Origin of the sequence: Rickettsia japonica YH (assembly GCF_000283595.1) — a bacterium.
In the GTDB taxonomy this organism is placed as follows: Bacteria; Pseudomonadota; Alphaproteobacteria; order Rickettsiales; family Rickettsiaceae; genus Rickettsia; species Rickettsia rickettsii.
On sequence record NC_016050.1, the window covers coordinates 760,992 to 787,009 of the forward strand.

Genomic DNA, 26,018 nt, shown 5'->3' on the forward strand with positions numbered 1-26,018 from the left:
TTCATCTAATGTTCCACCGTCAAGAATCAAGGAGCAAGATATAGAAGCTAATAAAAACTTTTAGGATCGATATCTATTTTTAGATGGCAAAAAGAAGGAATTTTTATAAGGCTTAGCCAAAATTTTAAATATTTCTGCAAATTAAATTTCTTATCGGCTATAATAAGTATTCGGTAACGATATTTACCAGCGAGCTTTGACATTAATGAGCTTGCCGGTCCTAAAATTTTCACGTTTGCTTTTGGTGCAATTCGGACCATATCCCTAGCAATTTCTAGAATTTTAGCCTCACTGGAACCTGATAAAATTACCGATGCTGTTTTGGAAAATGGCGGCATATCTGCTGATTTTCTTATTTCAAGTTCATTTGCAAAAAAACTATCTTCATCACCAGCTTTAACATAACTAAAAATTGTATTATCAGGATAATAGCTTTGTAAATATACTACACCTTTACTATCTCCTCTACCCGCTCTACCACCTACCTGATGTAGTAGCTGAAAAGTTCGCTCAGATGCTCTAAGATCGGCATTATTGCTTCCAAGATCGGCATCTATTACTCCAACTAAAGTAAGATTCGGAAAGTGATAACCTTTTGTTATTATTTGTGTGCCTATTAAAATATCAATTTCTAAATTTTCCATTTGATGTAGAAGCTGTGCTATTTTTTCCGGGCTTTTAGCATGATCTTTACTTATCACCGCAATTTTACTCTCAGGAAAAAGTGCTTTTGCTTCTTCCTCTATTCTCTCTATACCTGGACCACAGATAGTTAATGTTTCATCCTCTAGACATTCAGGACAAGAACTAAAAATTTTACTTTGATAACCGCAATGGTGACATTCAAGTTTTTTAGTCGCTTTATGTACTACCATCCAAGAAGAGCAAAATTTACAGGTCAATCTGTGACCGCAAGCTTTGCATAGCATGAGCGGAGCATAACCACGCCTATTAAGAAATAATAAGACTTGCTTTTTATTATCTAAATTACCTTTGATAGCTTCTATAAGAAGCTTGGATAAATAGGAATTCTTAGATAGCTTTTCTTTAGTCATATCGATTATTTCTATATTTGGCAAATCGACATTTTTGTATCTATTAACCAATGTAACCAATTGATATTTACCCATTTCTATATTATGTATCGTTTCAATAGACGGTGTTGCCGAACACAAAACAATTTGTGCTTTATCAAATGTACCTCTTACGATAGCCGTATCCCTAGCATTATATAATATACCGTCATCTTGTTTATAGGAATCGTCATGTTCCTCATCGATAACTATTAAACCGAGATTTTTAAAAGGTAAAAACAAACTACTTCTAGCCCCAATTACTACTTTAACTTTATCGCTTAATATACCTCTTAAAATCATTTTCTTGTGAGCTTTGGTAACGCTTGAGTTCCATATGATAGGCTCAAAACCGAATCGCTCTATAAAACGATTAATAATTTGTGTACTTAAAGCAATTTCAGGCAACATAACAAGCACTTGTTTGCCTTTTGCTAAGTAATCTGCTATTAGATGAAAATATATTTCTGTTTTACCTGATCCCGTAACACCTTTAACAAGTGTTGGCTTATTACTTTCATTTAAAATTGTTACTGCTTGTTTCTGCTCCTCTGACAAATCAGGTAGCACAAAGTTATTATTGACCTTCTGCGCCTTAACTTTAATCGGTTTTTCAGCAATATCTATAGGTAATACTAACTTGGCTATGCTCCCAAGCTCTGACATATAGTAGCTACTCATCCATTTAATTAATTCTAAAACTTCTGAAGTAATATTTAAGTTTAACGGTACTTTCGCTCTAATAGTTTTTATTTTTTTTGCCTCGGAATTTGAAACAAGCGCCCATACTATGCCGGTTAATTCCTTATTTCTAAAAGGCACTACAACAAGATCACCTATGTTTAGCTCTAAATCTTCAGGTATTAAATAATCTAGCGGAAATAATTTTGCTACCGGTAATAATATTTTTGCTATTCGCATATATAATGTATTTTATAATTTTTTTTTTATTATATACTAAACTGATAAATTATAGAAACCTAGATGAATAAAGAAACAAAAATTGTTATAGCAATTTCTGGAGCTTCAGGAGCAATATACGGTATTCGTTTGCTTGAAGTACTAAAGCAACAAAATATCGAAACTCATTTGGTTATTTCAGAGGGAGCAGCTCTTACTATAAAGCTCGAAACTCAATATTCTATAGATGAAGTTAAGCTACTGGCTAATGATTATTATGACGATAAAGATTTAGGTGCTACTATTTCAAGCGGCTCTTTTAAAACTTCAGGCATGATAATAGCCCCTTGTAGTATGAAGACCTTAGCCAGTATTGCTCACTCAATGGAAGATAATTTAATTAGTAGAACGGCAGGTGTTGTACTTAAAGACAGAAGGAAACTTATTTTAATGACCCGTGAAACTCCTTTGCATATCGGACATTTAGAAAATATGTTAAAAGTAGCGAGTTACGGCGGCATTATATCGCCGCCCGTGCCGGCTTTTTATAATAACCCTGTAAGTATAGATGATATAGTGAATCATTCTATTACTAGAGTTTTAGATTTTTTCGATATCGAAACTAATTTAATTAAACGCTGGGATAGTTATGAGCAATAAAGTATCAACTTTACTATTAAAACTTGTATTTAAAAAAGCCCGTAATATCATTAATAAATATTTTTCACCGGAAGAAAGTTTAGTAGATAAATTAATCGCTGAACGTAGAAATGAAGCAAAGAATGAATAATGTAAAATGTTCTGTTTTGGGCTTTGTTGTGTGGATCGGTTTTAACGTCATTGTGAGGAAATTACATAAGTAATTGACGAAGCAATCCAGTAAAAATTCTGATTTACAGAATTTTTTTATCACCACGCAGCCTACGGCTGCTTGCAATGACGACTCGGTATCCTTTCAAACCATATAATAATTTAACAAACAACAATGGTACGTAATAAAATAAATAACGAAACAAATATATTAGCTGATAACGAAGATAATTTACCTATATCAAGGGTTTTACCTTCAAATGTTCAAGCAGAGCAAATGCTACTTGGGGCGATTTTAACCAATAACGAATTACTAAATTACGTATCGGAATTTTTACGTGATGAACATTTTTTTGAACCTATTCATCAAAAAATCTATAAGGCAATTGAGAAAATTACTGAAAAAGGGCTAACAGCTACACCTATTACTTTACGTAGTATGTTAACTCAAGATGAACTATTTCAAGAAGTAGAAGGAGCGGCGTACTTAGCAAAATTGATAACTATGTCAATGATGGTAATAAATCCGGTTGATTATGGTAAAATAATATATGATTTAGCAATAAAGCGTAATTTAATAAATATCGGTGAAGAAGTAGTAAATAATGCCTATAATTCTTCATTAGAAGTTGAAGCAAAGGAACAGATTGAACATGCCGAAGCTAAACTTTACGATTTAGCTAGCGAAGGCTTGAATGAAAAAAGTTTTACCAAAATCGGTGTATCTATTTCAGAGTCACTAGCTAGTATTAATAGGGCTATGAAAAATAATGATCATATAATCGGCATATCTACCGGTTTGATTGATCTAGATAATAAATTATGCGGCTTTCATAATTCCGATCTTATAATTCTTGCAGGGCGTCCGTCGATGGGTAAAACGGCATTTGCTATAAATCTTGCACTTAATGCCTGTAATAATATGCGCCTTAAAAATATTAGAGATAATCAAGAAATTCAGTCAGTAGGTTTTTTCTCTTTAGAAATGTCCTCAGAACAGCTAACCACACGTCTACTTTCAATGTGTGCAGAAATTGATTCTACTTCTCTTCGTACGGGGATTCTAGGTGAAGAAAAATATAACCGTCTTCGCAAGGAAGCAAATACTTTATCGGAATTACAATTTTTTATCGATGATACCCCTGCTCTATCTATTTCCACTATAAGAACAAGAGCTAGAAGAATGAAACGCAAGCATAATCTCGGTATATTATTTATTGATTATTTACAATTAATTAGAGGAGTAAGTAAATCTGAAAATAGAGTTAGCGAGATTTCAGAAATAACCCAAGGTTTAAAAGCAATAGCAAAAGAGTTAAATATTCCGGTTATTGCGTTATCTCAGCTTTCAAGAGCGGTAGAACTACGTGAGGATAAAAAACCTATGCTATCCGATCTTCGAGAATCGGGAACTATAGAACAGGATGCTGATATAGTAATGTTTATTTATCGTGAAGAATATTATTTAACTAGAAAAGAACCGGCAGCAGGCGATGCTAAACATGCCGCATGGTTAGATAAGCTCAACAAAGTATATAATATTGCCGATATAATTGTTGCAAAACATCGTAACGGACCAGTTGGAAATGTTCCGCTTTATTATGATAGTCAATTTTCTAAATTTGGTAATTTGGAGACAAGAACTTTTAACTCTAATTAAATCAGACTTGTTTTACGTCATTATTGCGTGGATATCAAATCGTCATTGCGAGCGAACGTTAGTGAGAGTGGCAATCTCAGGAATTTTTCCTGAGATTGCTTCGTCAGTTACTTCATACCTTCCTCACAATGACGATTTTTATCTTTTATTTTTTTCTGTCCATCCTATTGCTTTATCAAGCATCTCATTATTATTGTTCCTATAAAGCCACATCTCATTATCAGGAATGAACTTACCGGGCTTTATTATTATAGTACCGTCACTTAATGTTAAAACTTGTATCTGTTTTCCTGCATATTTCTTCCCCATGGATATTTGCCCGTTATTTCCTACATGTTTGATTGTTTCTATATTATTTCCTATTATCATAATATACAAAATTCCTATTTTTTAATATTACTAGTATATGTATAAATAATAAATAGCCTTATTATTTAGTTACTATATTAACAAGTTCATAGCCCATTATAAGCATTTCGACAATTACGCATATAATAATTAGATATTGTTTTTGTAATTCAAGATAATAAATTATTTATCTTTGCTTTATATAACAGATAAACCGGTAATAAAATTGCAATAATTACAAGAATCATACCAGCAAATCCTAAAATTATAATAAAAGCATTAGGTACTACTCTACTGCTACAATATAAGCTGGTAATATAGTAACTATAGAAGCGGTCATATTACGCATTACTACATTCGGTATCGAATTCATAAACATAGTTTTAAGGGAATCACATAACCCTACTCCGAGTATTGATGTAACGATAGCAAGAGTTGAAATTATCCAAACTAATAATTGTACGGACGGCCATTTTGCTATATTACTTAAATCTCTGACTTCTACATTACTGGTAATCATTTGTTGATAAAATGTTGGATTATTATGATGTACTACAATAAGAATACTACAAGTCCAAATTATATATACTATTGCAGGAATTAAGCTTCCAAATAAAAACGCCGTCTTTAGCATTTTTGTTACAATAATTAGTTAAGGTATGGAAGATTGCTTGAAAACCAAATGAAGTAAAAACTACCGGAGTGACTATACCCCATACAGATATTTCTTTTAGAGGTAATAATAATACACCATGCTCCTATATAAGTTATACTTGTATTTAAAGCTAATAACTTCTGTAATATTGAAGAGCCTCCGTATATAAATACTGCAAGTAAAGCATATGAAAGGAGCTTAAGACTTACCGTACCGATGATTTGAGCAGTATGTCCTGAAAAATATTTTCCCAATGCCCAAGTGTTAAGCCTTTACCCGCTTGAAGATTAAGCTCTAGGTTAATTAAAGAAGTATAATACATTATAAACCAAATTATAAACATCAATATTATACTAGGTATTATACCTAATTTTGCTAATACCATGGGTAGTGCTATCATACCGCTACCTATACAAGTACCTGAAATTAACAGGATTGAACCAATAAGTTTTTGCATATTTTGCATAATTTAATGAAGTTTAGATTAAAGCAAAGGACTTAATTTTTGTTAAAAAGAAAATCAGCTAAAAAAAGACGATAAGAATTTTAAAGAATCAAAAGTTTTGATAAGTAAAAGTAACATTCGTATAATTTTGTTAAAACATATGTAGCGGTATAGTATAATTATATTAATAATTAATGTAAAATTATTAATATTGCTTTTTAAGGGTATTTTTATATATTCTTATTAGACCTCTTCCCAAACCAACTTATAGAGAGGAATTGAAAGGAGACACGGAACACAGCACCACAGCGTATATAGAAATACGTGAAGATGCGAGTACCGGATCGACGTATAAATTATCTCTAGAAGCGACGCTTGGGAAGAGGTCTATTGAAAATTACTATATTTAAAAATGCATAGATTAGCTAAAATAATTAGTAATGCAGGAGTTTGTTCTAGGCGTGATGCTGAAAAGCTGATAGTTGAAGGACAGGTAAAAGTAGACGGCATTACAATTTTATCACCGGCTACAAATGTTGATATTAGTAATCAAATTGAAGTATCAGGCACATTAATCAATAATATACACAAACCAAGGCTTTGGATTTATTACAAACCTGTTGGTTTAATTACCACTCATAAAGATCCTTTATCTCGTAAAACGGTGTTTGAACAGCTAACCGGTTTACCTCGTGTTATTTCAATAGGTAGGCTGGATTTAAATAGCGAAGGTTTATTATTACTAACTAATAGCGGTGATTTAGCTCGTCAGTTTGAGCTCCCCTCAAGTAGGTTAAAGCGAGTATATCATGTTAGGGCGTATGGGCAGTCTGATATTCTACTAAAAAGCAATTATAAAAATTTAGAAATTGACGGGATATTTTATAACCCTCATTCGATAAAATTACTTAAGCAAAATAAGACTAATTCTTGGTTTGAAGTAGTTTTATTTGAAGGAAAAAATCGTGAAATTAGAAGAATATTCGAGTATTGTGGACTAAAAGTTAACAAATTAATTAGGATTCAATATGGTAGTTTTACAATAGATAATCTAAAACCCGGAGACTATAAAGAAATAAATAATAAAGTACTGGAAAAATAATTAGTAATGTGTTATTATTAATACATTTTAACTAATCATATAGAATACATATGACAAATCTTAATATATATAAATGTGCAGAAAAAGACCTAAACGATTACCTTGGTTATATAAAAGATAACCCTAGTGTCTCGCTAAATGATTTTATCAAAAATAAATATTTCGCTGAAGATAATGATAAAATTATCATTACTAGTTTAGAAAATATGGAAATTAACGCAGATTTAGCCAATGCTAATTTCCAAGGTACAATACTAACAGATGCCGTATTTAATAATTGTGACTTAACAAATACCATATTATGTGATTCAGATTTAACAAATGTAAAATTTAATGATTGTACATTTATCGGTACCGACTTTAGAGGAGCAAATCTTCATTATACAGATTTTAATTATAAAGATTATGATTATGATAACTATAAAATCCCCAATCTCAAAGATAAAATACGAGATATAAAACTATCTTTTTCAGATCTTGAAAGATTAAATCAATATATAGATAAAGATTTAGAAAAAGAACATATCAAAGAAATAGTTATAGATGAAGCTACGAAGACAAAGAAATATATTTTGGCTGGAGAAGACGAAAAAACTTTATGGGAAATCAAATCAAAAGAGCTAAAGACTAAGCAAGAAGAGTTAGAAACTCTAAAGCAAAATTTAGATAATCCTGGGATTGCTACCAATCTTTTAAATGCTTTTTGGAATAGTGCAGAAACTATTGCTAGAAACCGACAAAACGAACTAGAAAAAATCAACAAGTTACAGCATGAAGTAAACAAATTAGAAACTGAAGTATATGCTTTAGATAATCTTAGAATGTTCTGCGGTAAGGGTTTAGATGGTATTTTTGAGCAGTTAAAAGACGAAGAAATACAAATAAAACTAGACCCATCATATATTATAGGTTCGACTGCCAAAGAACGAGATATACCGAAAGAATATATAAAATTAACTTCTGCCGAATTTGATCTATATTTAGCTGAAGCAGCAAAACAATCCAATACAAAATTATCTCTTACCGAATTTGTTAGAAAGCAAAAAAATCTTTCAGAAGATTTAAATATAGTTCCTGATCTTTCAGCGATTAATTTATCAGGTAAAACTCTTACTAATCTTAACCTGAAGAATACATTATTGCTTCAGCCAACTTAGAGAATATCAAAATCTCAAATTGTAATTTAGATTTTACTAATTTTGAAGGAGCTAATTTACAAAATGCCGTTTTTCAAAATGTTACGGCTCGTAACGCAGGATTTCTTTTTGCTGATCTTAAAAAGAGCAAAATTGAAAATAGTGATATGTCGAGAGCTTACATGCCTAAAGTAGATTTATCTGAAGTAGAGGTAACAAATAGCAAATTTAATGCGGTTATGATGGTTAATGCCGATGCCGAAAAGTTAATTATTAAAGATTCAGAATGGAAAAATTCTAATCTTACCGGTATATCGCTTGCCTATGCAGATATGCAAAGAGTTCAAATGCAGGGGGTAGTTTTAAATAATGCACTTCTAGATCAAGCAAATATCGTTTCTACTGATCTTGAAAATGTTTTTATGAATAAAACACATGCATTAGAAGCAAAATTTAAAGAGCAATGTAACATGCAAGGCATAACTGCAAGAAATGCCTATTTTAGCGATGCTGAATTTGAAAATATACTATCTTTAAAAGAAGCGGACTTAAGAGAAGCTATAATGCAGCGTGTTAAACTTAAGAACGCTGATTTAACAAAAGCACAGCTTGATAAAGCAAATCTTGAATATGCCGATCTTACAAACGCTACGCTTACTAATGCAACTGCACAATTTGCTAAGTTAAGTAATGCTACTTTAGAAAAAGCAGAAGCCGAAGGATTAAATATTTCGGATGCTATTGCTAAAAATATTAATGCTAAGGAAGCTAACTTTAAAAATGCAATTATGAAACGTGCCGATCTTACTAAAGCCAATTTCACTAAAGCAGTGTTGGAAAATGCCGATATGCAAGCAGTGGAAGCAGCCGAGGCTATATTTAAAGAAGCAAATCTAAAACAAGCGAATCTAAAAGCAGCAAATCTAGCTGGAATTAATAAAGAAGGAGCAGATTTTGATAAAGCAAAAATCAACGATGCTACAAAGATGCATGATACTAAAGGTGAGGCTAAAGGGAATTTAGATCATCAAGATAAAGACGGTAAAAAAACATCTGTCAATGTTAACGAACATGCTAAATTACAAGATAAAATTCACGCAAGAGAGAAAAGCGGTTGGTTTCTGAAAACCGGAGTAGGACAGCTTTGTACAAAACTTGCTAAAAGTACTATATCAGGAATTAGCCGCGTAACAAAGTTTTTAGCAAGTAAAAAATTTTTAGTAGGATTTGCCGTAGTAGCGGGTCTTGCAGTAACAGCTGCACCTTTCGTAGCAATGCCTGTGTTATTGGTCACCGGCACGGCCCTTACTACTAAAGCTGTCATTCTAGGAGCAGGTATTTTGGCCGGAGGGCTAGTTGCTACCGGAACTTATAAACTCACTCAAAAACCTTTACACAATCTTCAGAAGTCATTTGAAAACTTAACTAGTAGTATAGATAAATATATCTCACCGCCTCCTAAAAATATTGATGAATTAGTAATAGAAAAACAACAAGCAAGACAAAAAGCTGAGACAGAAAAATCTAAAGAAAGGGAAGAAAATTTAAATAATGTAAATAATAATATTGATAAAGCTAAAGAACAAGATCTTTTAAAACAAGCACAAAATAATTTAAACCAAGCAACGCCAAAAGTAGAAATAAAAGAAAAGCAAGATAAAACTGTAGAAAAACAACAAGCAACATCTAATACATTCGCAGTACAATTTAAGCCTAACACTAAAGGCAAAGGATTTGCCACAAAAATAAAAGACGAAAAAAAATCACGCTCAATAAAAGAAGTATATAACTAAATAAGTGTTAAAAATAATATCCGGTAAATATAGAAACCACATTATACCTACCGCTAAAAATATCAAATATCGACCTTCCACCGGTAAGCTCAAAGAGGCAATATTTAGTATATTAACCTCCGGTGAGTTTACCGGTAATAAATTATTTAACGAAAATACTCACATTCTTGATTTATTTGCCGGTAGCGGTAGCCTTGCTTTTGAGAGCCTATCAAGAGGAGCAGGTTTTGCTACCTTAATTGATATTGATACATCCTCATTAAAAATAGCAGAAGGATTTGCTAAATCTCTAAACATTGAAAATAATGTTAATTTCGTTAATATTAATGCTTTAAATCTACCAAAAGCTACTAGACATCTTTTTAAACCAGCTTATAGAGAGGGATCTAAAGGAGACACGGAACGCAGCACCACAGCGTACACACTAGTACGTGAGGATGCGAGTACTGGATCGACGTCTAAATTACCTCTAGAAGCGAAGTTTGGGAAAATATATAATAAATCATTTGATCTTGTCTTTATAGACCCCCCTTATCATAAAAATATAGTGCCTAAAGTAATGAAACTGCTGATAAAAAATAATTGGCTCAAAGACGGTGCTATTATAGTTATTGAGATGGCTAAAACAGATGATTATGTTTTAGATGAAAATATTGAAATTATACGTGAAAAACTATATGGTAAGAGTAAGCTGTTGGTTTTGAGCTTTACCGTCATTCCCGCAAAGGCGGAAATCCATTAAAACATATAAAATATAAAAACTTGTTTTTATATTTTATTTTATTAATAGTATGTAATTTTGTACCTGTATTGCATAACAAGACATTAAAAAACAAACATGACCAAAAAACATTACATATGTTCTAACTGTGGAAATATTAGTCCTAAATGGTCAGGACAGTGCTTTGATTGCGGTGTATGGGGTAGTATTGTCGAAGAGATAGTCAGTACAAATCAAGCAATTGTTAAAGTCGGTAGCAAGCAAGACTTCGATAAGCTTTCAGGGCATGTAACCGAGCAGTTACGCATCCTTACCCCTATAGGTGAATTAAATAGAGTACTAGGCGGCGGTTTAGTGCTTGGTTCTGCTATATTAATAGGAGGAGACCCTGGTATAGGCAAATCTACTTTGTTACTACAGCTAGCAGCAAGTAATTTTGCATCAAAGATGAATTGCTTATATATAACGGGCGAAGAATCGTTAGACCAAATAAAATTAAGGGCCATAAGGCTAAACCTAACTAACTATAATACCGATATTTTAGCAACTACTAATTTGGAAGATATTATTGCGAGTATAGAAGCTAATAAAAATAATATTGATTTAATAGTGATTGATTCTATTCAAACAATTACCACAAAAGAATTATCATCGCCTCCAGGCACTGTTTCGCAAATTCGTACATGTGCAAATGAGCTTGTTAATTATGCTAAGCAAAACAATATAATTATTTTATTAAGCTGTCACGTCACTAAAGACGGACAACTAGCAGGTCCTAAGATACTTGAACATTTAGTTGATACCGTGCTATATTTTGAGGGAGATCATAATAATCATTTCCGTATTTTACGCTCATATAAAAATCGTTTTGGCGGTGTGGGTGAAATAGGAGTATTTGAGATGAGCGGCAGCGGGCTTATTGAAGTAACAAATCCGTCTGAACTATTTTTAATGAAGCGAGAACAAAACGTTATAGGTACGTCTATTTTTGCAGGAATCGAAGGTTCAAGACCGTTACTTATGGAAGTACAAGCCCTTATAGTACCCTCAAATATGGTAACTCCTAGACGCTCTGCGGTGGGCTGGGATGCTAATAGGTTATCAATGATACTTGCCGTGCTTAGTAGTAGGATAGGACTTAATCTTGCTAATTATGAGGTATATTTAAGCATTGCGGGGGGACTTAAAATTGCCGATCCTGCTTCTGATTTAGCAGTAACAGCGAGCTTAATATCTGCTGCAACCGGCAAACCTGTACCCGAACATAGCGTCTTTTTCGGCGAAATAAGCTTATCGGGTGAAATAAGAAAAACCGCAAAAGCAGAAACAAGAATAAAAGAAGCCATAAAACTTGGATTTAATAAGATTATCTGCTCTAAATTTGAAAATTTAACGTATGACTTTATATCTTCCGTCTCACATTTAAAGGACCTAAAAGAGATAATTAAATGAGTATAGTTTATGAAATAAGAAATTTGGAAGAAGCACGTAATTTTTTATCTAGTGTAGAAGAGCAGCTGATATTAACAAATCATGCCTCTAGCATAAAATATTACGGTATACTAGCAATTGATTACATGTTTAAAACTCTAAGTAAAGAATTTCCGGAAAAAGTTTTAGATCTTACCGTAAATGTAGGAGAGGATCACGCCGCTTTATTTACTGCAATCAAACTAGGGTATAAGAATATATCATATACAGGGAATTCTGAGGAAGCTAGGGGGTTGTTGTACGGCTATCAAACCGTCATTACGAACGACTGAAAGGAACACGGCAATCCAGAAAATAATTAAAAAAAATGCTAAAATTAGCATTTTTAACTGGGTTGCTTTGTCAATTACTCCGTAATTTTCCTCGCAATGACGAAAATTTAATAATAAAAATCATGAATATCAAAGATATAGGAGTAATAATTGCTAAAAAACCTTTAAAAGAAAATACATTTATTATTACGGTTTTTACTAAAAATCATGGTTTATATTCGGGAGTTGTAAAAGAATTTTCTAGAAAAAGTAAATTTATATATCAAGAAGGGAATATTATAGATTTTCTTTGGCAGGCAAGATTACATGAACATATTGGTATGGCTAAATGTGAACTCATTAAATCTTACACCGGTTATTTTATCACAAATAAAGCTAAATTATATGCCTTTAATTCTGTTATATCTTTAATCAAAGAGTTATTTCATGAAAGAGAAGAACATTCTAAATTTTTTTCATTTCTAATTAACTATTTAGATCATTTATCAAAGAATTTTTGTTTTCGTGATTATATTAATTTTGAGCTAGCTTTACTTGCCGAGACGGGTTATAAGCTTGATCTTACCAAATGCGGCGTGAGCCATGTTACAACTGATTTAATCTATGTATCACCTAAATCAGCTAGAGCATTATCATATGAAGTAGGAAAACCTTATAAAGATAAATTATTGATGTTACCAAGATTTTTACTTTCAGATAATAGTGAGATTACATTAGAAGAAAAACGGCAAGCTTTAGCTCTAACAAACTATTTTTTTAATAGATATTTATTTCATAATAATAGACAGGTTGAAGCACGCCAAACTTTCATTGAATATACTTTAAATAATTTTTAGAGACTATATTTTTACTTTTATTTTTCTTATTTTATTGATATACTGACTTAAGTAATTACTTAAATAAGTATGTAATATGACTAGACTAAGCATAGATATACCAAACAAATTACATCATTTTCTTAAAGTTCACACTGCACATAAAAATGATACTATTATATGAATTTTGTAAGAGAAGCGATATATCATAAAATAGCACAGGAAAAAGCATTAAATGCAGAATCAATAAAAATATTAGAAGAATCAGCAAAAGGTTTAAATATTAATAAATATTCTGCGTATAAAGAAATGTATAAAAAGCTTAATTTAATATGATTCTGCAAACCTCTACTATTTTATTCCATGTCATTCCTGCGAAAGCGGGAATCCAGTTGAGTAAAGCTTCTTAAAAGCTTTACTCAAGAAGAAAGTAATATAATAAAAAAATCTTTAAAATCAAGATTTTTTTTAGCCTGGATTCTGTTTTCACAGGAATGACATAAGGTCTTTTCAAAAATTTCCCGGTACACTATTTTATACATACCGGTACACATAGTGTAGTAATCTATGAAAATACTAGCATTTGACACAGCCAATAATACTGCATCGGTAGCAATATCCGAAAATGAGAATATCCTTGCATGTATAGAAGAATTACGTCCTTCTATGCAAGCAGAAAATCTAATGCCGATGATAGAAGACGTGATGAAATCAGCTAAATGTTCATATGATGATTTAGATTATTTAGCGGTAACTAACGGACCCGGTAGCTTTACCGGTATTAGAATAGGACTTGCTAGTGCTAAAGGTATATTATTTTCCAAGGAGAATATTAAAGCAGTAGCGGTTAGCAATTTTGAATATGCTTATTTTAGAGCCATAACTCAAGTTAAAGATTATGATAAAATATATGTCTTTTTAAACGCTTATCGCTCACAGCTTTATATGCAAGTTTTTCATAAATCAGGACAAATAGAAGAACCGTTGTTGATAGATTTCGAGTATGCTATAAAACTGCTTACAAATGAGAAAGGGAATATAGTTTGTTGCGGTAGCGGACTTGAATTTATATATCACCAAATTATGCATTTGCCGAATATAATAACCTTGCCACGTTTTGCACGAGTTAAAGCTTGGGTTACCTGTAGATATATTGCTAGTAGATTGTCGAGCGATGTAAAATTAAATAGCTCTATCGAGCCACTATACATACGCCCTCCTGATGCTAAAATCGCAATCAATTATGCCATTCCTAGTTAAAAATAGGAATCCATTTACTGGATCTCTATAATCAACGAAATGACATAAGAGCTTTATTATAAGTATACTACATCATCTTCATAATCAAAGACTCCAAAATAATTATAAGATAATTTCTCACCTGATAACTTCATAGTAAAATCACTATTAGAGTGTTCTACTTGATTGTCTGATACTTCTACTTCATCTTCATAATCAGAGAATCCGGAATCACTATCAGATACTGCACCTGATTCTTGCTTTACACACTTCTTGTCGTGTATTAAGGCTATTATTTGCCCAACTAATGATTTCGATAAATCATGATTATCCGAGTTAATAATATCAATGATTCTTACTAGACTTTCATCTGAGGCGCGCGAAATTATTGTTGCTAGCTTATCATTTGAAATATTACTCATGATTCTTACTAAATTTTTATTTGGAATAATATCAAAATTTTCTGCAAGTTTTTCTTCTCCTGCTAAAATAATTATATTTTCAAGCTGTTCATCAGAAATATCCTCATCTGATAATTTTTTTAGTTCCTGCTCGGTAAGCTTTTCTAAAGAAATGGTAGTATCTAAATATGTATTTAATTTATCTAATGGCATAAATTGTATTAATTTTTCAAAATGCTCCGGCAAAATATAATGAATTAATTTTTGTGCTTGTTCGTCGGAAATATTATCAATTAATTCTACCAATTTTTTATATGTTATACTTTCAAAAACTTCATCTAATGCATTTTCAGACGTGTTTAAAATTTCTTCTACTAACTCATTATCAGAAAGAGTTTCTAGTTGATCTAAGAGATTAAATGTTTCTTCAGTGTTATGATTTAAATAAGAAAAAACTTTATTACTCACAAAATTAAAAGTTTCAGCAACTTTAGAAGAAAGAATACTAGATGTATTTTTTATAATATTAAAACTCTTTACTCCGAAATCATAAACTGTTTTTAATGATGAACTAAATGTACTGAAAAAACCTTTACTTTTAGGTGTGTTAGTTACTTTTTCACTACCATCAAGCTTATTTAAAAGATCTGTAAATCTGATTTGAGAGATGCCTAGAGTATTAGTAGTTTGCTTTGGAGAAGTTATAAACTCAAATTCATCGTTAGCAAGATAGGAGGCTAGCTTTGGAGAGGTATTATGTGGGATTAAATTTTGTAACTTATTAAAAATTGATGTTATGGCCATAATTTTTCCTCATTTCTGATTATAATAATCAACATTGCATTATAATAGAAATTATGAGGAGGTCAAGATAAAGGATAATAATTATTAACTTTTTATTATATTTTACTTAAAATTGATTAATTTATCAAAAAGGGATATTCTACTAAATGTCATGCCCACGAAAGCAGGGCGTTGTTACGTGGTTCTAACTTTTCGTCATTGCGAGGAAATTACGAAGTAATTGACGAAGCAATCTCAGAAGTTTGTTATTATTTAATAAGATTGCCATGCAGTATACAACTACTCGCAATGACGATTTAGTAGTATCCATGCAACAACGCCGCAGTACTTGTATGATAATGTAACCAATTTTTGAAGTTCAACGCGTATATTATAATTGTCTTCGTTCTTGAATTAGCTCAAAAACTTCAACTGTGTCTCCTGCTCTAATATCTTCGTAATTTTCAAATTCTATACCACACTCATATCCTTCTCTAACTTCTTTAACTTCATCTTTACCGCGTTTTAAAGTTTTGAGTTTTCCTTCATGAATGACTACATTATCACGTAATAAGCGTACGCCCGCTCCTTTCTTAATAATCCCTTTAGTTACATAACTACCGGCGATTTTACCGACTTTGGTAATATTAAATATTTGTCTAATTTCTGCGCTTCCGATATACTGCTCTCTAACGATCGGATCAAGCATACCGCTCATAATGGCTTTTATATCATCAATTAAATGATATATTATGCTATAATATCGAATATCGACTTTTTCTTTTTCTGCGGCAGTTAAGGCATTTGCCCCTGCTCTAACGTTAAAGCCGACAATAATAGCCGAAGAAACATGTGCAAGAGATACATCGGATTCCGTTATCGGACCTACGCCGCTATGAAGTATACGAAGCTTTATCTCATCACTCGGTAATTTTAATAAGCTACCTGAAATAGCTTCAACCGACCCTTGAACATCACCTTTAATAATTAAAGGTAATTCCTTAATTTTACTATTACCGGAAGCTTTTAAAAACAAATCTTCTAAACTTGAACGCGGTGCAATAGATATTTTTTTTTCTTTAGCAAGACGCATTCTATATTCGGCTATATCTTTTGCTTGTTTCTCATTTTGTACTATGTTAAATTTATCGCCGGCAAAAGGCACTTCATTTAACCCCTGAATTTCTACAGGAACAGATGGAGTTGCTTCTACTATTTCTAGTCCCTTATCATTAGTCATCTTTTTAACTTTACCGTAAGCAGTACCAGCTATTATAATATCACTGTTTCTTAAAGTACCTCGCTGCACTAATATAGTGGTTAGTGTTCCTCTTCCTTGTTCAATTTTTGACTCGATTACAACACCGGCAGCTGAACCGAAAGGATTTGCCTTTAAATCCTGCATTTCTGCAATTAATAAAATTGCTTCTTCAAGTTTATCTAAGTTAATTTTCTTTAGTGCCGAGATAGGAATAATCATAACGTCACCACCTGCCTCTTCGCCGATAATTTCGTGGACATATAATTCGTTCTTTACACGCTCAATATCAATATCAGGCTTATCAATCTTATTAATAGCTACAATTATAGGCACACCTGCTGCTTTCGCATGATTAATTGCCTCAACCGTTTGCGTTTTGATTCCATCATCTGCTGCGACCACTATAATAACTATATCTGTTACTTTAGCACCTCTTGACCGCATTTCCGAAAAAGCTTCATGCCCCGGAGTATCAATAAAAGTAATTGCTCTACCGTCTGCAAGAGTTACTCTATAAGCCCCAATATGTTGTGTAATTCCGCCTAGCTCACCTGAAGCAATATCTGTAGACTTAAGAGCGTCAAGCAATGAGGTTTTACCATGATCGACATGACCCATTACCGTCACAACCGGAGCACGCGTTCTTAAATCCTCAACCTTATCATCACTAATTAAAACATTTTCAACATCTGACTCTTGGACTCTTTTTACCGTATGCCCTAAATTTGTTGCAACTAGTTCTGCCGTATCGGCATCTATTGTTTGGCTAGCATTTGCAAGAATACCGAGTTTCATTAATTCTTTAATTACATCAGCCACTCTTTCAGACATAGCATTTGCAAGATCTCCGACTCCGATAACTTCCGGGATCGTCACTTCTCTATATACTTTCTCAGGTGCTTGTGATACTAATTTACGCTTTTCTTTTTCTCTAGCTCTTTTTATAGAAGCAAGACTTCTAGTTCTACCGCTACCGCTTTCGTCGTCGCTAAGCATATTGAAAAGATCGGCTTTTTTGAATTTTTTTGGCTCTTCTAGCTTAATTTTTGGTGCTACTATTTTACTATCTGCTGTTTTATCTAATTCTTTCTCTGATTCTATACCGTAACGTGTTCGCATTCCTACTAAAGGAGACTTTACAAAAGTTTCTTCTTTCTTTTTAGGTATTTGTGACGGTATATCTTCATCATCTTGAACGATTTTAGCACTAACTTCTACTTTATTTTCTTCGATATTTTGCTGTTTTTGTTCAACTTCTTTATCAGTTTCTAGCGGTTCTATTTTTGAGTTAGCAGACTGGTTAATACTTGCAAGTTTACTTAAAGTGCTTATTTTTGAAGGGTCATTTAATTGAGATTGCTCAGCAGCTTTTTTCAGAATAGATAAACGTCTTTTAAATTCTTCCTTATTAGCATCAATAACAGTTTGATCTAAGCTATTCCTTTCTTTATTTAATGAAAGGGTAGTAGCACTACCGGTAGAGCTTTTTCTAACTTCTACTAGCGTTTTAGATTTAGCATTAACAAAGCTTTGAGCTCCTGTAAGAGAGTCAAAAGACTTATTAAGCGATAATTTTGAATTGCCAAGTGTCAACTTTTTGGGTTTGATTTCCTGGTTATCCGTCATATTTAAAACCTTTGTGTTTCTGTTTTTTCCGTCTACTACTTGATTATGTCATTCCTAGCTAAAAGCGGCGTTGCTCGCATGGCTCGTGTATGTCATTCCCGCGAAAGCGGGAATCCACTAAAATTTATAAAAAAACTTATTTTTATAGGTTTATTTTTCAAGGACGCCCTAATTACTAAGCTATTTATTCTGGATGCCTGCTTTCGCAGAAATGACATACACCCTACCATTCAACCCACTAACTATCCTTCAATTCACCATGCTGTCTAGCAGTTTTAATCAGCAATTTAATATTTTCGTCCGTTATATTAGAATTTGGAGCTAAATTTTTAAATTCATTTACGCTCATCTCTCCTAAATCTTCTATGGTCTTTATACCATATTCGGCAAATTGTAATATTAATTCAAGCGATAATTCTAATATATCTATTAATTCTTGCTCAACTCCTAGATCCTCTAGCTTTTTGATAATCTTTTCATTCTTAAGGTCGACGTAATTAATAGCTCGATTTTTAATCTCTACGGCAAGTTCTTCCTCAAAGCCTTCGATTCTTGTTAAAGTACTAATCTCACTACTAGCAATTTGTTCTACTGAATTAAATCCCGTTACCGATAAAAGCTGACCTATAACTTCTTCAACATCTAAAGCTTCCATAAATAATTCCGTAGAAGTTAAGAACTCTTCATTTCTTCTTTTTGATTCTTGCTCTTCGGTCATTATATCGATATTCCAACCTGTAAGCTGAGAAGCTAAACGAACATTCTGCCCTCTTCTACCTATTGCAATACTTTGATTTTCTTGTGAAACTACTACTTCTACCTTATGCCTATCCTCATCAATCAAAATTTTTGTGATTTCCCCAGGTGCAAGCGGTGCAAGAGCATTAACTATAAACTGTGCAAGATCATTACTCCATAATACTATATCAATTTTCTCTCCGTTTAATTCATTTGTTACGGCTTTTACTCTATTACCTCTAATACCTACGCATGAGCCTACGGGATCTATACTACTATCCGAAGCAAATACCGCTATTTTTGCTTTTGAACCAGGATCACGTGCTACTGATTTTATTTGAATAATAGATTCAAGAATTTCAGGCACTTCTAGCTTAAATAGTTTAACTAGCATCTGGTTATCTACTCTAGACAAGAAAATTTGCGGTCCTTTTGTTTCTTGCCTTACATCCTGTACATATGCTTTTATACGATCATTAGGTTTAAAATTCTCACCCTTAATTAATTGATCTTTTTTTATTATTGCTTCAGCACGACTCAAGTCAACTATTATATCACCGTATTCTATTCTCTTAACTATCCCATTTATAATTTCGCCTTTTCTATCTTTAAAGTCATGATATTGTTTTTCACGTTCAGCTTCTATAACACGTTGAGTTATAACTTGTTTTGCAGCTTGAGCCGATACTCTAGCATGATCAATCGGCGGTAAATATTCATATATCTCATCACCGATTTTAGCTTCCGGATTCTTTATTAAAGCTTCTTCAAGTGAGATTTGCGTTAAGTAATCTTCTACATCTTCTACTATTTTTAAGATCCTTAAAAGATTTATCTCACCGGTTTTCCTATTTATCTGAGCTTTAATATTATATTCATTACCGTATTTTTTTCGTCCTGCTGCTTGTACCGCTTGTTCAACCGTTGAAATCAAAATTTCTTTTGATATTCCTTTCTCACGAGCTACAGAATCTATAATTTGTAAAATTTCTACATTACCTATATTAGACATACATTATCTCTTATTGCTTTAGCAATTTTTTAAATACTTCTTCAGTTAAAACTAGATTAGCATTTTTAATTAAATCATAATCAATTAGTACTTCTTGTTCTTCACATTTTAAATATATTTTATTATTTTCGGCTTTAATTATTTTACCCTGATAACGAGTTTTGCCGTTCAATAATTCTTTAAGTTTGATTTTAACTTCTCTTTCTAAAAATCTATTATAATTTTCAAACTTTACTAACGGACGTTCAAGACCGCTTGATGCTACCTCTAAAGAATATGCAGCTTCTATTAAATCTTCAACATCTAGAATAGCGGAGATAGTCCTACTTGCTTTAGTACAATCTTCCACAGATATTTTTTCGCCGTTTAAGCTATCAATCAATATCTCGACTACTTTAGGGTTAACACCTTTAAACTTAACAAGCACTAACTCAAACCCCATATCCGTCAAGGATTCTTCTATTACGTTTGTTATTTGTTGTTCAATAGTTTGCATATTTGATATTTATAACAAAAAAGGTGGGATAAACCCACCTATCTATAATTTTTATAATGCTTATCCGTAACGAAAATACACTAATTAGAATATATAAGCAATATTTAACTTTATATTTTTATAAAACTACATATTCATAAAGGGGCAAATACTCGATAATCCCTCTGGTCCGCTTAGAGATGGATCATAGTCTCCTCCTGATGAACAAAATGCTTCTACATGAATCTGACATAACCCCCATTTTCGCTTCTAATATATGCTGCACATGATCGTTAAAAGAATGAGGACCACAAATTTCATCAGTTTCACCTTTTAAAAGGCCTAATAAAAATTCTTCAGCTATTCTACCGGTATGATAATGTATATTATCGTTAATATTATTATAACTATCTTGAGTATAAAATTTATCATAGTGAATTTCAGTATCGCATATTGCTGCAATATCAGTTAATTTTTTTACAGCTGCATCTAATTGAAATGTATCACTGTTTTTATTTCTAGTAGAGTGAATAATGTGCATAACGGTGGAAAGCTTAACATTTTCTTCATTTGTTATACTATTAATTCTAGCAATAGAATGGCTTGCTCCCGACCCGCCGCTGATAAGAATGAGATCTTTATTGTTTTCTATATCCGATTCAATATATGAAGGGTGTACTTTTACCAGCTGATTTTCAGAATCAAATAGATAATTTGTTACAGTTCCATTAGGATTTTTCTTTATTAAGCATTCATAATAATGACCTTCTTCATCATGACCGGTTTTTATAACTGTAAATTCACTGTATTTTTCTCCTACTTTAACAATAATAATTTGCCAATGTTTGTGCGGTATTACTTTTTGTTCATTTTGTCTATAAAATTTTATTTTTGCCGTATTTTTATCAGCACTTTCTATTTCGATTTTTATTTTATGACTTTCAAAACTCTCTATATTATACTTTGCTTTTAATTCATAATATTGCTTCTTTTCAGCACTTACAAAATGCTTTCCTACTATATTTAATATTTCCGTTACCAGCTTGTTACCCTCATCTACATTTGATATAAGCTCTTCAGCAACAGGTTGATATAACTCTGAAGGAATATTACGCCCTACATGTATACCAACAATTTTTGATACCGCCCTTTTAAATTTATGATCATTCTCTAATGCTTGATTGGATCACTTCTAAAAGATCTATTTCATCTGTTTCGCTATATGCACTTAAAACCTTTAGAATACTACTGCCGATAAGATTTAAAAAATTTTTCATTGCATTTGGCTGTATTCCTTTCTCAGGTTTTTCAGTATTAAAACTATTACTATTAAAAAATTCATTTACCACTGCTTCATATTTAGTTGCTAAATTTCCATAAAAATTTAAAGATTTAGTAATATCAAAATTCTTAAATAGCTCAGCAGTTTTTCTCATTTCTCTCACTATAGTTGTTCTAGACATGATTACTCCTTTTTAAATAATACAACCTTTACTATATAATATGCATTTAAAATACATATTATAGTAACTAGACTTATATAGACGTTTTTTTGTATATTCAAGGTAAAAATAAATAAAATTTTTATGCAGTTAACAAGTTTTACCGACTACGGATTACGTAGCCTTATATATCTTGCTTCAAAACCGGAAAGAATTTGTAGTGTAAAAGAGATATCAGAGTACCATAATATTTCCCTTAATCATTTGATAAAAGTGATTCATAGATTAGCACAATTAGGATATATTAATAGTAGTAAAGGAAAAGGAGGAGGAATTAAGCTAGCATTTAGCCCTTCTTCCATGAAGTTGGGAGATATAATAGAAAAATTAGAACCTAATATGGATATAGTAGAATGTTTCAATAAAAATACTAATAGCTGCAGAATTACAAATTCATGCCAATTGAAACATTTTATTAAAGAAGCAAGTGAAGCATTTATAAAAACATTGAATAATTATACATTAGAAGATGCAATGATTACTAAAACAATTCAAATTAAGGATAAACTATAAAAAAATAACCGTTTTTCTTTTTCCGCATATTAAAAACTCTTGATTCCCCTTAGCTCCTAGTATTGGACTTGCTATTATACCGAATATTTTAAAATTATGCTCTTTCTCAAGCCAATCTTTGATTTTATCGCATACTTTTTGATGTAAGAGAGGATTTTTAATAACTCCTCCCTGCGCTACTTCATGCTTTTCAACCTCAAACTGCGGTTTTATTAAAGCAATAAGCATGCAATCTTCTTTAACTAAATTTAGTGCAGTCGGTAATATAGTAGTTAAACTAATAAAGCTGGCATCGCAAACAATTAAATCAGGCTTCGTTATTATTTGTTTATCGGTTAAATATCGTGCATTAGTCTTCTCAAGCACCTTAATGTGTGGATTGTCGCGTAATTTAGGATGCAGTTCGCCATAACCGACATCTATGGCAAAAATTAATTTTGCTTTACGCTCAAGTAACACTTCCGTAAAACCGCCGGTGCTACTACCGATATCAATACAAACTAAATTTTCGGGATCAATTTTAAAATAATCCAAAGCGGCAATTAATTTTAATGCCCCTCTTGAAACATAATTATGCTGCGGTAGCTTTACCTTAATGTCGGTGTCATTTATATTAACCTGTATCCCAGGCTTAATTAACTGCTCATGCTTATTATGTACTTTACCTTGGATAATCAAACTTCGTGCTATGGTAATATCTGTTACAAAACCTTTTTGCAGCAAATATTCATCAAGCCTTATTTTAGTCATTACTGTTTAAATTTGAATTTAACTTATGTTATAAGGGCCCATTAGATAGAAAATATACAATTTGTCTAATTGAAAGTTACAGTTTCAATTAGACATAATATATTTGAGCCATACAATAATTCTGCAACTGAAGGGAACACGGTAATCTAGAAAAATATTCAAACCCTAACCAATATATGTCTTTTCTTACCGGCAGAGAGCTTTATAACATTTTTATCGAGTAAGAAATTAGTGTTAATTATCATATTTTCATCTTCGACTAATCTATCATTTATCTTAGCACCATTCCCTCTTATAAGCTTGCGTGCTTCAGATTTAGAAGTAGCAAACCCTGCTTCATGGAATAATTCATATGCACTAATACCTGCTTGTAATACTTCCTGCTCTAAAACAACGGTAGGTAAATTCTCATCGATTTGTCCTTCTTCAAATATCTTTACTGCAGTTTCTAGAGCTGACTTTGCTGCCTGCTCCGAGTGACAAAGCTTAGTTAGCTCATAAGCAAGCTGTTTTTTAGCGGCATTAATATCTTCTGCTGCTAAACTCTCAAACCTATTAAACTCTTCTTGAGTGAACTCGCTATATAATTTGGCAAATCTAACTATGTCGGCATCTTCGCAGTTACGCCAATATTGGTAATAATCATACGGGCTTAGCAAATCTTCATTAAGCCATACCGCTCCCGCAGCAGTCTTGCCCATCTTAGCACCGGAGCTAGTCGTAAGTAGCGGTGTCGTCATACCGAATACTTCTTTGCCGCTTATTTTACGAATTAAATCCGCTCCCATTACGATATTGCCCCACTGATCACTACCGCCAAGCTGCAAGCTGCAATTGTAATGCTTGCTTAAATAGTAAAAATCATAGGCTTGCAATAACATATAGTTAAATTCTAAGAAGCTTAAATGCTGCTCACGCTCAAGCCTTAGTTTTACCGAATCCATAGTCAGCATACGGTTTACCGAGAAATAGCTACCGAAATCCCGTAGAAAATCTAGATAATTTAATGAATCTAACCACTCTGCGTTATCCAGCATAATAGCATCACTTTTACCGTCACCGAATTTGATAAACTTCGACAAAGATTTTTTAATACCTTCGGCATTTTTAGCTATATCTTCTTTGCTTAAAATTTTGCGCACTTCGTCTTTCCAAGTAGGATCACCGATTTTACTCGTACCGCCACCGATAATTACAATAGGCTTATGCCCGTGTTGCTGAAGCAATCGCAGAATCATTATCTGCATTAAACTACCGATGTGGAGTGATGTAGCAGTACAGTCAAAGCCTATATACGCAGCTATTTTTGTTTCTTTCGTTATAGCAGTTAACCGATCCAAATCGGTACATTGATGGAAATATCCTTTATTTATAAACTCTTCTATAAAACGCATATATTATTTCTTATTTTTTAACAATTCCTTTTTTACTTTTCTGCTAGGAAATAAAGTGTTAAGGAAAATAGCATCTTTATCACCTTTTATATAAAGTACTGCATATACTTGCGCAATCATTCGAACATATAAAATTTTTTGACCTTTATATTTCTCTGGATTATGATGTAATTTAATATCTAATAAATTACCGTCAGCAATCGACTGTATATTATTTCTTCAAAACCTATACTACGCTCATACAATAACTTAACGTTCTTTTCATGATATCTATACTTGGTCATAATATTTAGAGTTTAGTAGCGTCTGAATGAATTAGCATATTAAGATAGGTCTGATAAGGCAAACCATGCTTAGAAGCTTTAATTTTTATTGCTTCTATATCATGTTCTTCAATCCTAATAGTAACAGATCTTTTTTTACTAAGATGTGCTTTTGCAAATTTTTGAAACAAAGCTATTTCACTTCTATCATCAATTTTTTGCTGCTTTTCAAAATTATCTTCAATATCTTGTTCGTAAGAATCTAGTTTGATACTCATAATACAAACATTCTCAATGTTATAAAGAATGTAAGTACTTTGTCAATACTTGATATATTAGTATTATCATGCGAATATTTGTAAAAGCAGCAATATCAACGGCTGCATGGAGATTTTATGTTCATCCTACAGTTGCTATGGGGATTTGTGTTGGAGCAGCTCTTGCATATTCGCCGGAGAACACATTTGAGTTATTAAAAAATACGACTTATACAGGCATAGAAGCAGCAAAATTTGCTTATGAAAATACAGCAGCGATAGTAAACGGAATAGCCGGCTTATCTCATCTCGTGTATGATAACTTACCAAGCTACAGCGAAACTCCTCAAGTGGATCTAGCCGGTAGCATAGAAATTTCATGGGTAGATGCTGTTGCATAACTCTCTAAAATAGCCAATAACTAAAAAAGCTGATTATGTCATTCCTGCAAACCAGGGACGTTGTTGCATAAATCGGCGTCATTCCCGCAAGAAATTGTTGCGTGAATCAGTAAAATCCACTGTGTCATACCGTGGTTTGACCACAGTATCCAAAAAAATAACTTAAAACACTGGGGGTGCCC

At 32.3% G+C, this 26,018-nt stretch carries 24 protein-coding genes and 4 pseudogenes; 14 read left to right on the forward strand and 14 right to left on the reverse strand.

From position 1 onward, the window contains the following. Window positions 1–47: 47 nt before the first annotated feature. Window positions 48–1,994: a primosomal protein N' gene (locus RJP_RS04155; protein ID WP_014120879.1), complete on the reverse strand. Its 1,947-nt coding sequence runs from the start codon at window positions 1,992–1,994 to the stop codon at window positions 48–50. 63 nt (window positions 1,995–2,057) lie between these two features. On the opposite strand from RJP_RS04155, the gene RJP_RS04160 reads away from it, so the two are divergent. From RJP_RS04160 to RJP_RS04165, 3 genes are all read left to right on the forward strand, one after another. Continuing rightward, window positions 2,058–2,633, forward strand: coding sequence for a UbiX family flavin prenyltransferase (locus RJP_RS04160; RefSeq protein ID WP_014014448.1), 576 nt, complete (start codon window positions 2,058–2,060; stop codon window positions 2,631–2,633). Continuing rightward, window positions 2,623–2,763 (forward strand): hypothetical protein, encoded by a 141-nt coding sequence (locus RJP_RS09600; RefSeq protein WP_014014449.1) that lies wholly within the window; start codon window positions 2,623–2,625, stop codon window positions 2,761–2,763. The genes RJP_RS04160 and RJP_RS09600 overlap by 11 nt, the downstream gene beginning before the upstream one ends. A 195-nt stretch (window positions 2,764–2,958) precedes the next feature. Beyond that, window positions 2,959–4,443, forward strand: coding sequence for a replicative DNA helicase (locus RJP_RS04165; RefSeq protein WP_014120880.1), 1,485 nt, complete (start codon window positions 2,959–2,961; stop codon window positions 4,441–4,443). A 138-nt stretch (window positions 4,444–4,581) separates the two neighbouring features. Here RJP_RS04165 and RJP_RS04170 read toward each other — a convergent pair whose 3' ends face one another. The 3 genes and pseudogenes from RJP_RS04170 to RJP_RS09115 all read right to left on the reverse strand — a co-directional run bounded on the left by RJP_RS04170 (window position 4,582) and on the right by RJP_RS09115 (window position 5,903). Then, entirely contained in the window at window positions 4,582–4,812 is a 231-nt protein-coding gene (locus tag RJP_RS04170; RefSeq protein WP_014120881.1) for a hypothetical protein, read from the reverse strand. Window positions 4,813–4,961: 149 nt separating this feature from the next. Further along, window positions 4,962–5,425 (reverse strand): annotated as a pseudogene (locus RJP_RS09105) (aromatic amino acid transport family protein). A gap of 226 nt (window positions 5,426–5,651) precedes the next feature. After that, window positions 5,652–5,903, reverse strand: coding sequence for an aromatic amino acid transport family protein (locus RJP_RS09115; protein WP_024704589.1), 252 nt, complete (start codon window positions 5,901–5,903; stop codon window positions 5,652–5,654). Between the two features lie 230 nt (window positions 5,904–6,133). Between RJP_RS09115 and RJP_RS07965 the strand changes: the two are divergent. From RJP_RS07965 to tsaB, 9 genes and pseudogenes are all read left to right on the forward strand, one after another. Beyond that, window positions 6,134–6,286: pseudogene (locus RJP_RS07965) on the forward strand (palindromic element RPE1 domain-containing protein); the annotation flags it as partial. 17 nt (window positions 6,287–6,303) lie between these two features. Continuing rightward, window positions 6,304–6,993 carry a pseudouridine synthase gene (locus tag RJP_RS04190; RefSeq protein ID WP_014014453.1) on the forward strand — a complete coding sequence of 230 codons (690 nt, stop codon included), beginning with the start codon at window positions 6,304–6,306 and terminating at the stop codon, window positions 6,991–6,993. Between the two features lie 50 nt (window positions 6,994–7,043). Further along, window positions 7,044–9,922: pseudogene (locus RJP_RS04195) on the forward strand (pentapeptide repeat-containing protein). A gap of 4 nt (window positions 9,923–9,926) precedes the next feature. Then, on the forward strand, window positions 9,927–10,664 hold the full coding sequence (locus tag RJP_RS04200; protein ID WP_014120884.1) for an RsmD family RNA methyltransferase: 738 nt from the start codon (window positions 9,927–9,929) through the stop codon (window positions 10,662–10,664). Window positions 10,665–10,760: 96 nt separating this feature from the next. Further along, window positions 10,761–12,095 carry a DNA repair protein RadA gene (radA, locus tag RJP_RS04205; RefSeq protein ID WP_014120885.1) on the forward strand — a complete coding sequence of 445 codons (1,335 nt, stop codon included), beginning with the start codon at window positions 10,761–10,763 and terminating at the stop codon, window positions 12,093–12,095. After that, a complete protein-coding gene (locus RJP_RS04210; protein WP_014014457.1) occupies window positions 12,092–12,406 on the forward strand; it encodes a hypothetical protein in 315 nt (104 codons plus the stop codon). The genes radA and RJP_RS04210 overlap by 4 nt, the downstream gene beginning before the upstream one ends. A 122-nt stretch (window positions 12,407–12,528) precedes the next feature. Continuing rightward, on the forward strand, window positions 12,529–13,242 hold the full coding sequence (recO, locus tag RJP_RS04215; RefSeq protein ID WP_014120886.1) for a DNA repair protein RecO: 714 nt from the start codon (window positions 12,529–12,531) through the stop codon (window positions 13,240–13,242). A gap of 159 nt (window positions 13,243–13,401) precedes the next feature. After that, window positions 13,402–13,557: a hypothetical protein gene (locus tag RJP_RS09605; protein WP_014120887.1), complete on the forward strand. Its 156-nt coding sequence runs from the start codon at window positions 13,402–13,404 to the stop codon at window positions 13,555–13,557. 231 nt (window positions 13,558–13,788) lie between these two features. Then, window positions 13,789–14,481 carry a tRNA (adenosine(37)-N6)-threonylcarbamoyltransferase complex dimerization subunit type 1 TsaB gene (gene tsaB, locus RJP_RS04220; RefSeq protein WP_014120888.1) on the forward strand — a complete coding sequence of 231 codons (693 nt, stop codon included), beginning with the start codon at window positions 13,789–13,791 and terminating at the stop codon, window positions 14,479–14,481. A gap of 56 nt (window positions 14,482–14,537) precedes the next feature. Here tsaB and RJP_RS04225 read toward each other — a convergent pair whose 3' ends face one another. The 6 genes from RJP_RS04225 to RJP_RS10560 all read right to left on the reverse strand — a co-directional run bounded on the left by RJP_RS04225 (window position 14,538) and on the right by RJP_RS10560 (window position 22,219). Next, window positions 14,538–15,665, reverse strand: coding sequence for a hypothetical protein (locus RJP_RS04225; protein ID WP_014120889.1), 1,128 nt, complete (start codon window positions 15,663–15,665; stop codon window positions 14,538–14,540). A gap of 370 nt (window positions 15,666–16,035) precedes the next feature. Next, complete coding sequence (gene infB / locus RJP_RS04230) at window positions 16,036–18,531, reverse strand: translation initiation factor IF-2 (RefSeq protein ID WP_014120890.1); 2,496 nt, start codon at window positions 18,529–18,531, stop codon at window positions 16,036–16,038. Window positions 18,532–18,769: 238 nt separating this feature from the next. Further along, on the reverse strand, window positions 18,770–20,281 hold the full coding sequence (gene nusA, locus RJP_RS04235; RefSeq protein ID WP_014014462.1) for a transcription termination factor NusA: 1,512 nt from the start codon (window positions 20,279–20,281) through the stop codon (window positions 18,770–18,772). A gap of 10 nt (window positions 20,282–20,291) precedes the next feature. Then, the gene (gene rimP / locus RJP_RS04240; protein ID WP_014014463.1) at window positions 20,292–20,777 is read right to left on the reverse strand and encodes a ribosome maturation factor RimP; all 486 of its coding nucleotides are present in this window, start codon (window positions 20,775–20,777) and stop codon (window positions 20,292–20,294) included. 184 nt (window positions 20,778–20,961) lie between these two features. Further along, entirely contained in the window at window positions 20,962–21,297 is a 336-nt protein-coding gene (locus RJP_RS04245; RefSeq protein WP_024704591.1) for a ferredoxin reductase domain-containing protein, read from the reverse strand. 622 nt (window positions 21,298–21,919) lie between these two features. Then, window positions 21,920–22,219, reverse strand: a complete 300-nt coding sequence (locus RJP_RS10560) for a hypothetical protein (RefSeq protein WP_014014465.1) — start codon at window positions 22,217–22,219, stop codon at window positions 21,920–21,922. A gap of 123 nt (window positions 22,220–22,342) precedes the next feature. On the opposite strand from RJP_RS10560, the gene RJP_RS04255 reads away from it, so the two are divergent. Then, the gene (locus RJP_RS04255) at window positions 22,343–22,771 is read left to right on the forward strand and encodes an Rrf2 family transcriptional regulator (protein WP_014120891.1); all 429 of its coding nucleotides are present in this window, start codon (window positions 22,343–22,345) and stop codon (window positions 22,769–22,771) included. Here RJP_RS04255 and RJP_RS04260 read toward each other — a convergent pair. The 4 genes and pseudogenes from RJP_RS04260 to RJP_RS04275 form a co-directional block, all read right to left on the reverse strand. After that, window positions 22,766–23,521, reverse strand: coding sequence for a TlyA family RNA methyltransferase (locus tag RJP_RS04260; RefSeq protein ID WP_014014467.1), 756 nt, complete (start codon window positions 23,519–23,521; stop codon window positions 22,766–22,768). The two genes, RJP_RS04255 and RJP_RS04260, sit on opposite strands and share 6 nt — an antisense overlap. A 158-nt stretch (window positions 23,522–23,679) precedes the next feature. After that, window positions 23,680–24,915: a tyrosine--tRNA ligase gene (tyrS, locus tag RJP_RS04265; RefSeq protein WP_014014468.1), complete on the reverse strand. Its 1,236-nt coding sequence runs from the start codon at window positions 24,913–24,915 to the stop codon at window positions 23,680–23,682. A 3-nt stretch (window positions 24,916–24,918) separates the two neighbouring features. Beyond that, window positions 24,919–25,199, reverse strand: a pseudogene (locus RJP_RS04270) (hypothetical protein). Between the two features lie 5 nt (window positions 25,200–25,204). Further along, window positions 25,205–25,456: a CopG family antitoxin gene (locus RJP_RS04275; protein WP_014014470.1), complete on the reverse strand. Its 252-nt coding sequence runs from the start codon at window positions 25,454–25,456 to the stop codon at window positions 25,205–25,207. Between the two features lie 68 nt (window positions 25,457–25,524). Between RJP_RS04275 and RJP_RS04280 the strand changes: the two genes are divergently transcribed. After that, complete coding sequence (locus RJP_RS04280; protein WP_014120892.1) at window positions 25,525–25,836, forward strand: hypothetical protein; 312 nt, start codon at window positions 25,525–25,527, stop codon at window positions 25,834–25,836. Window positions 25,837–26,018: the final 182 nt, after the last annotated feature.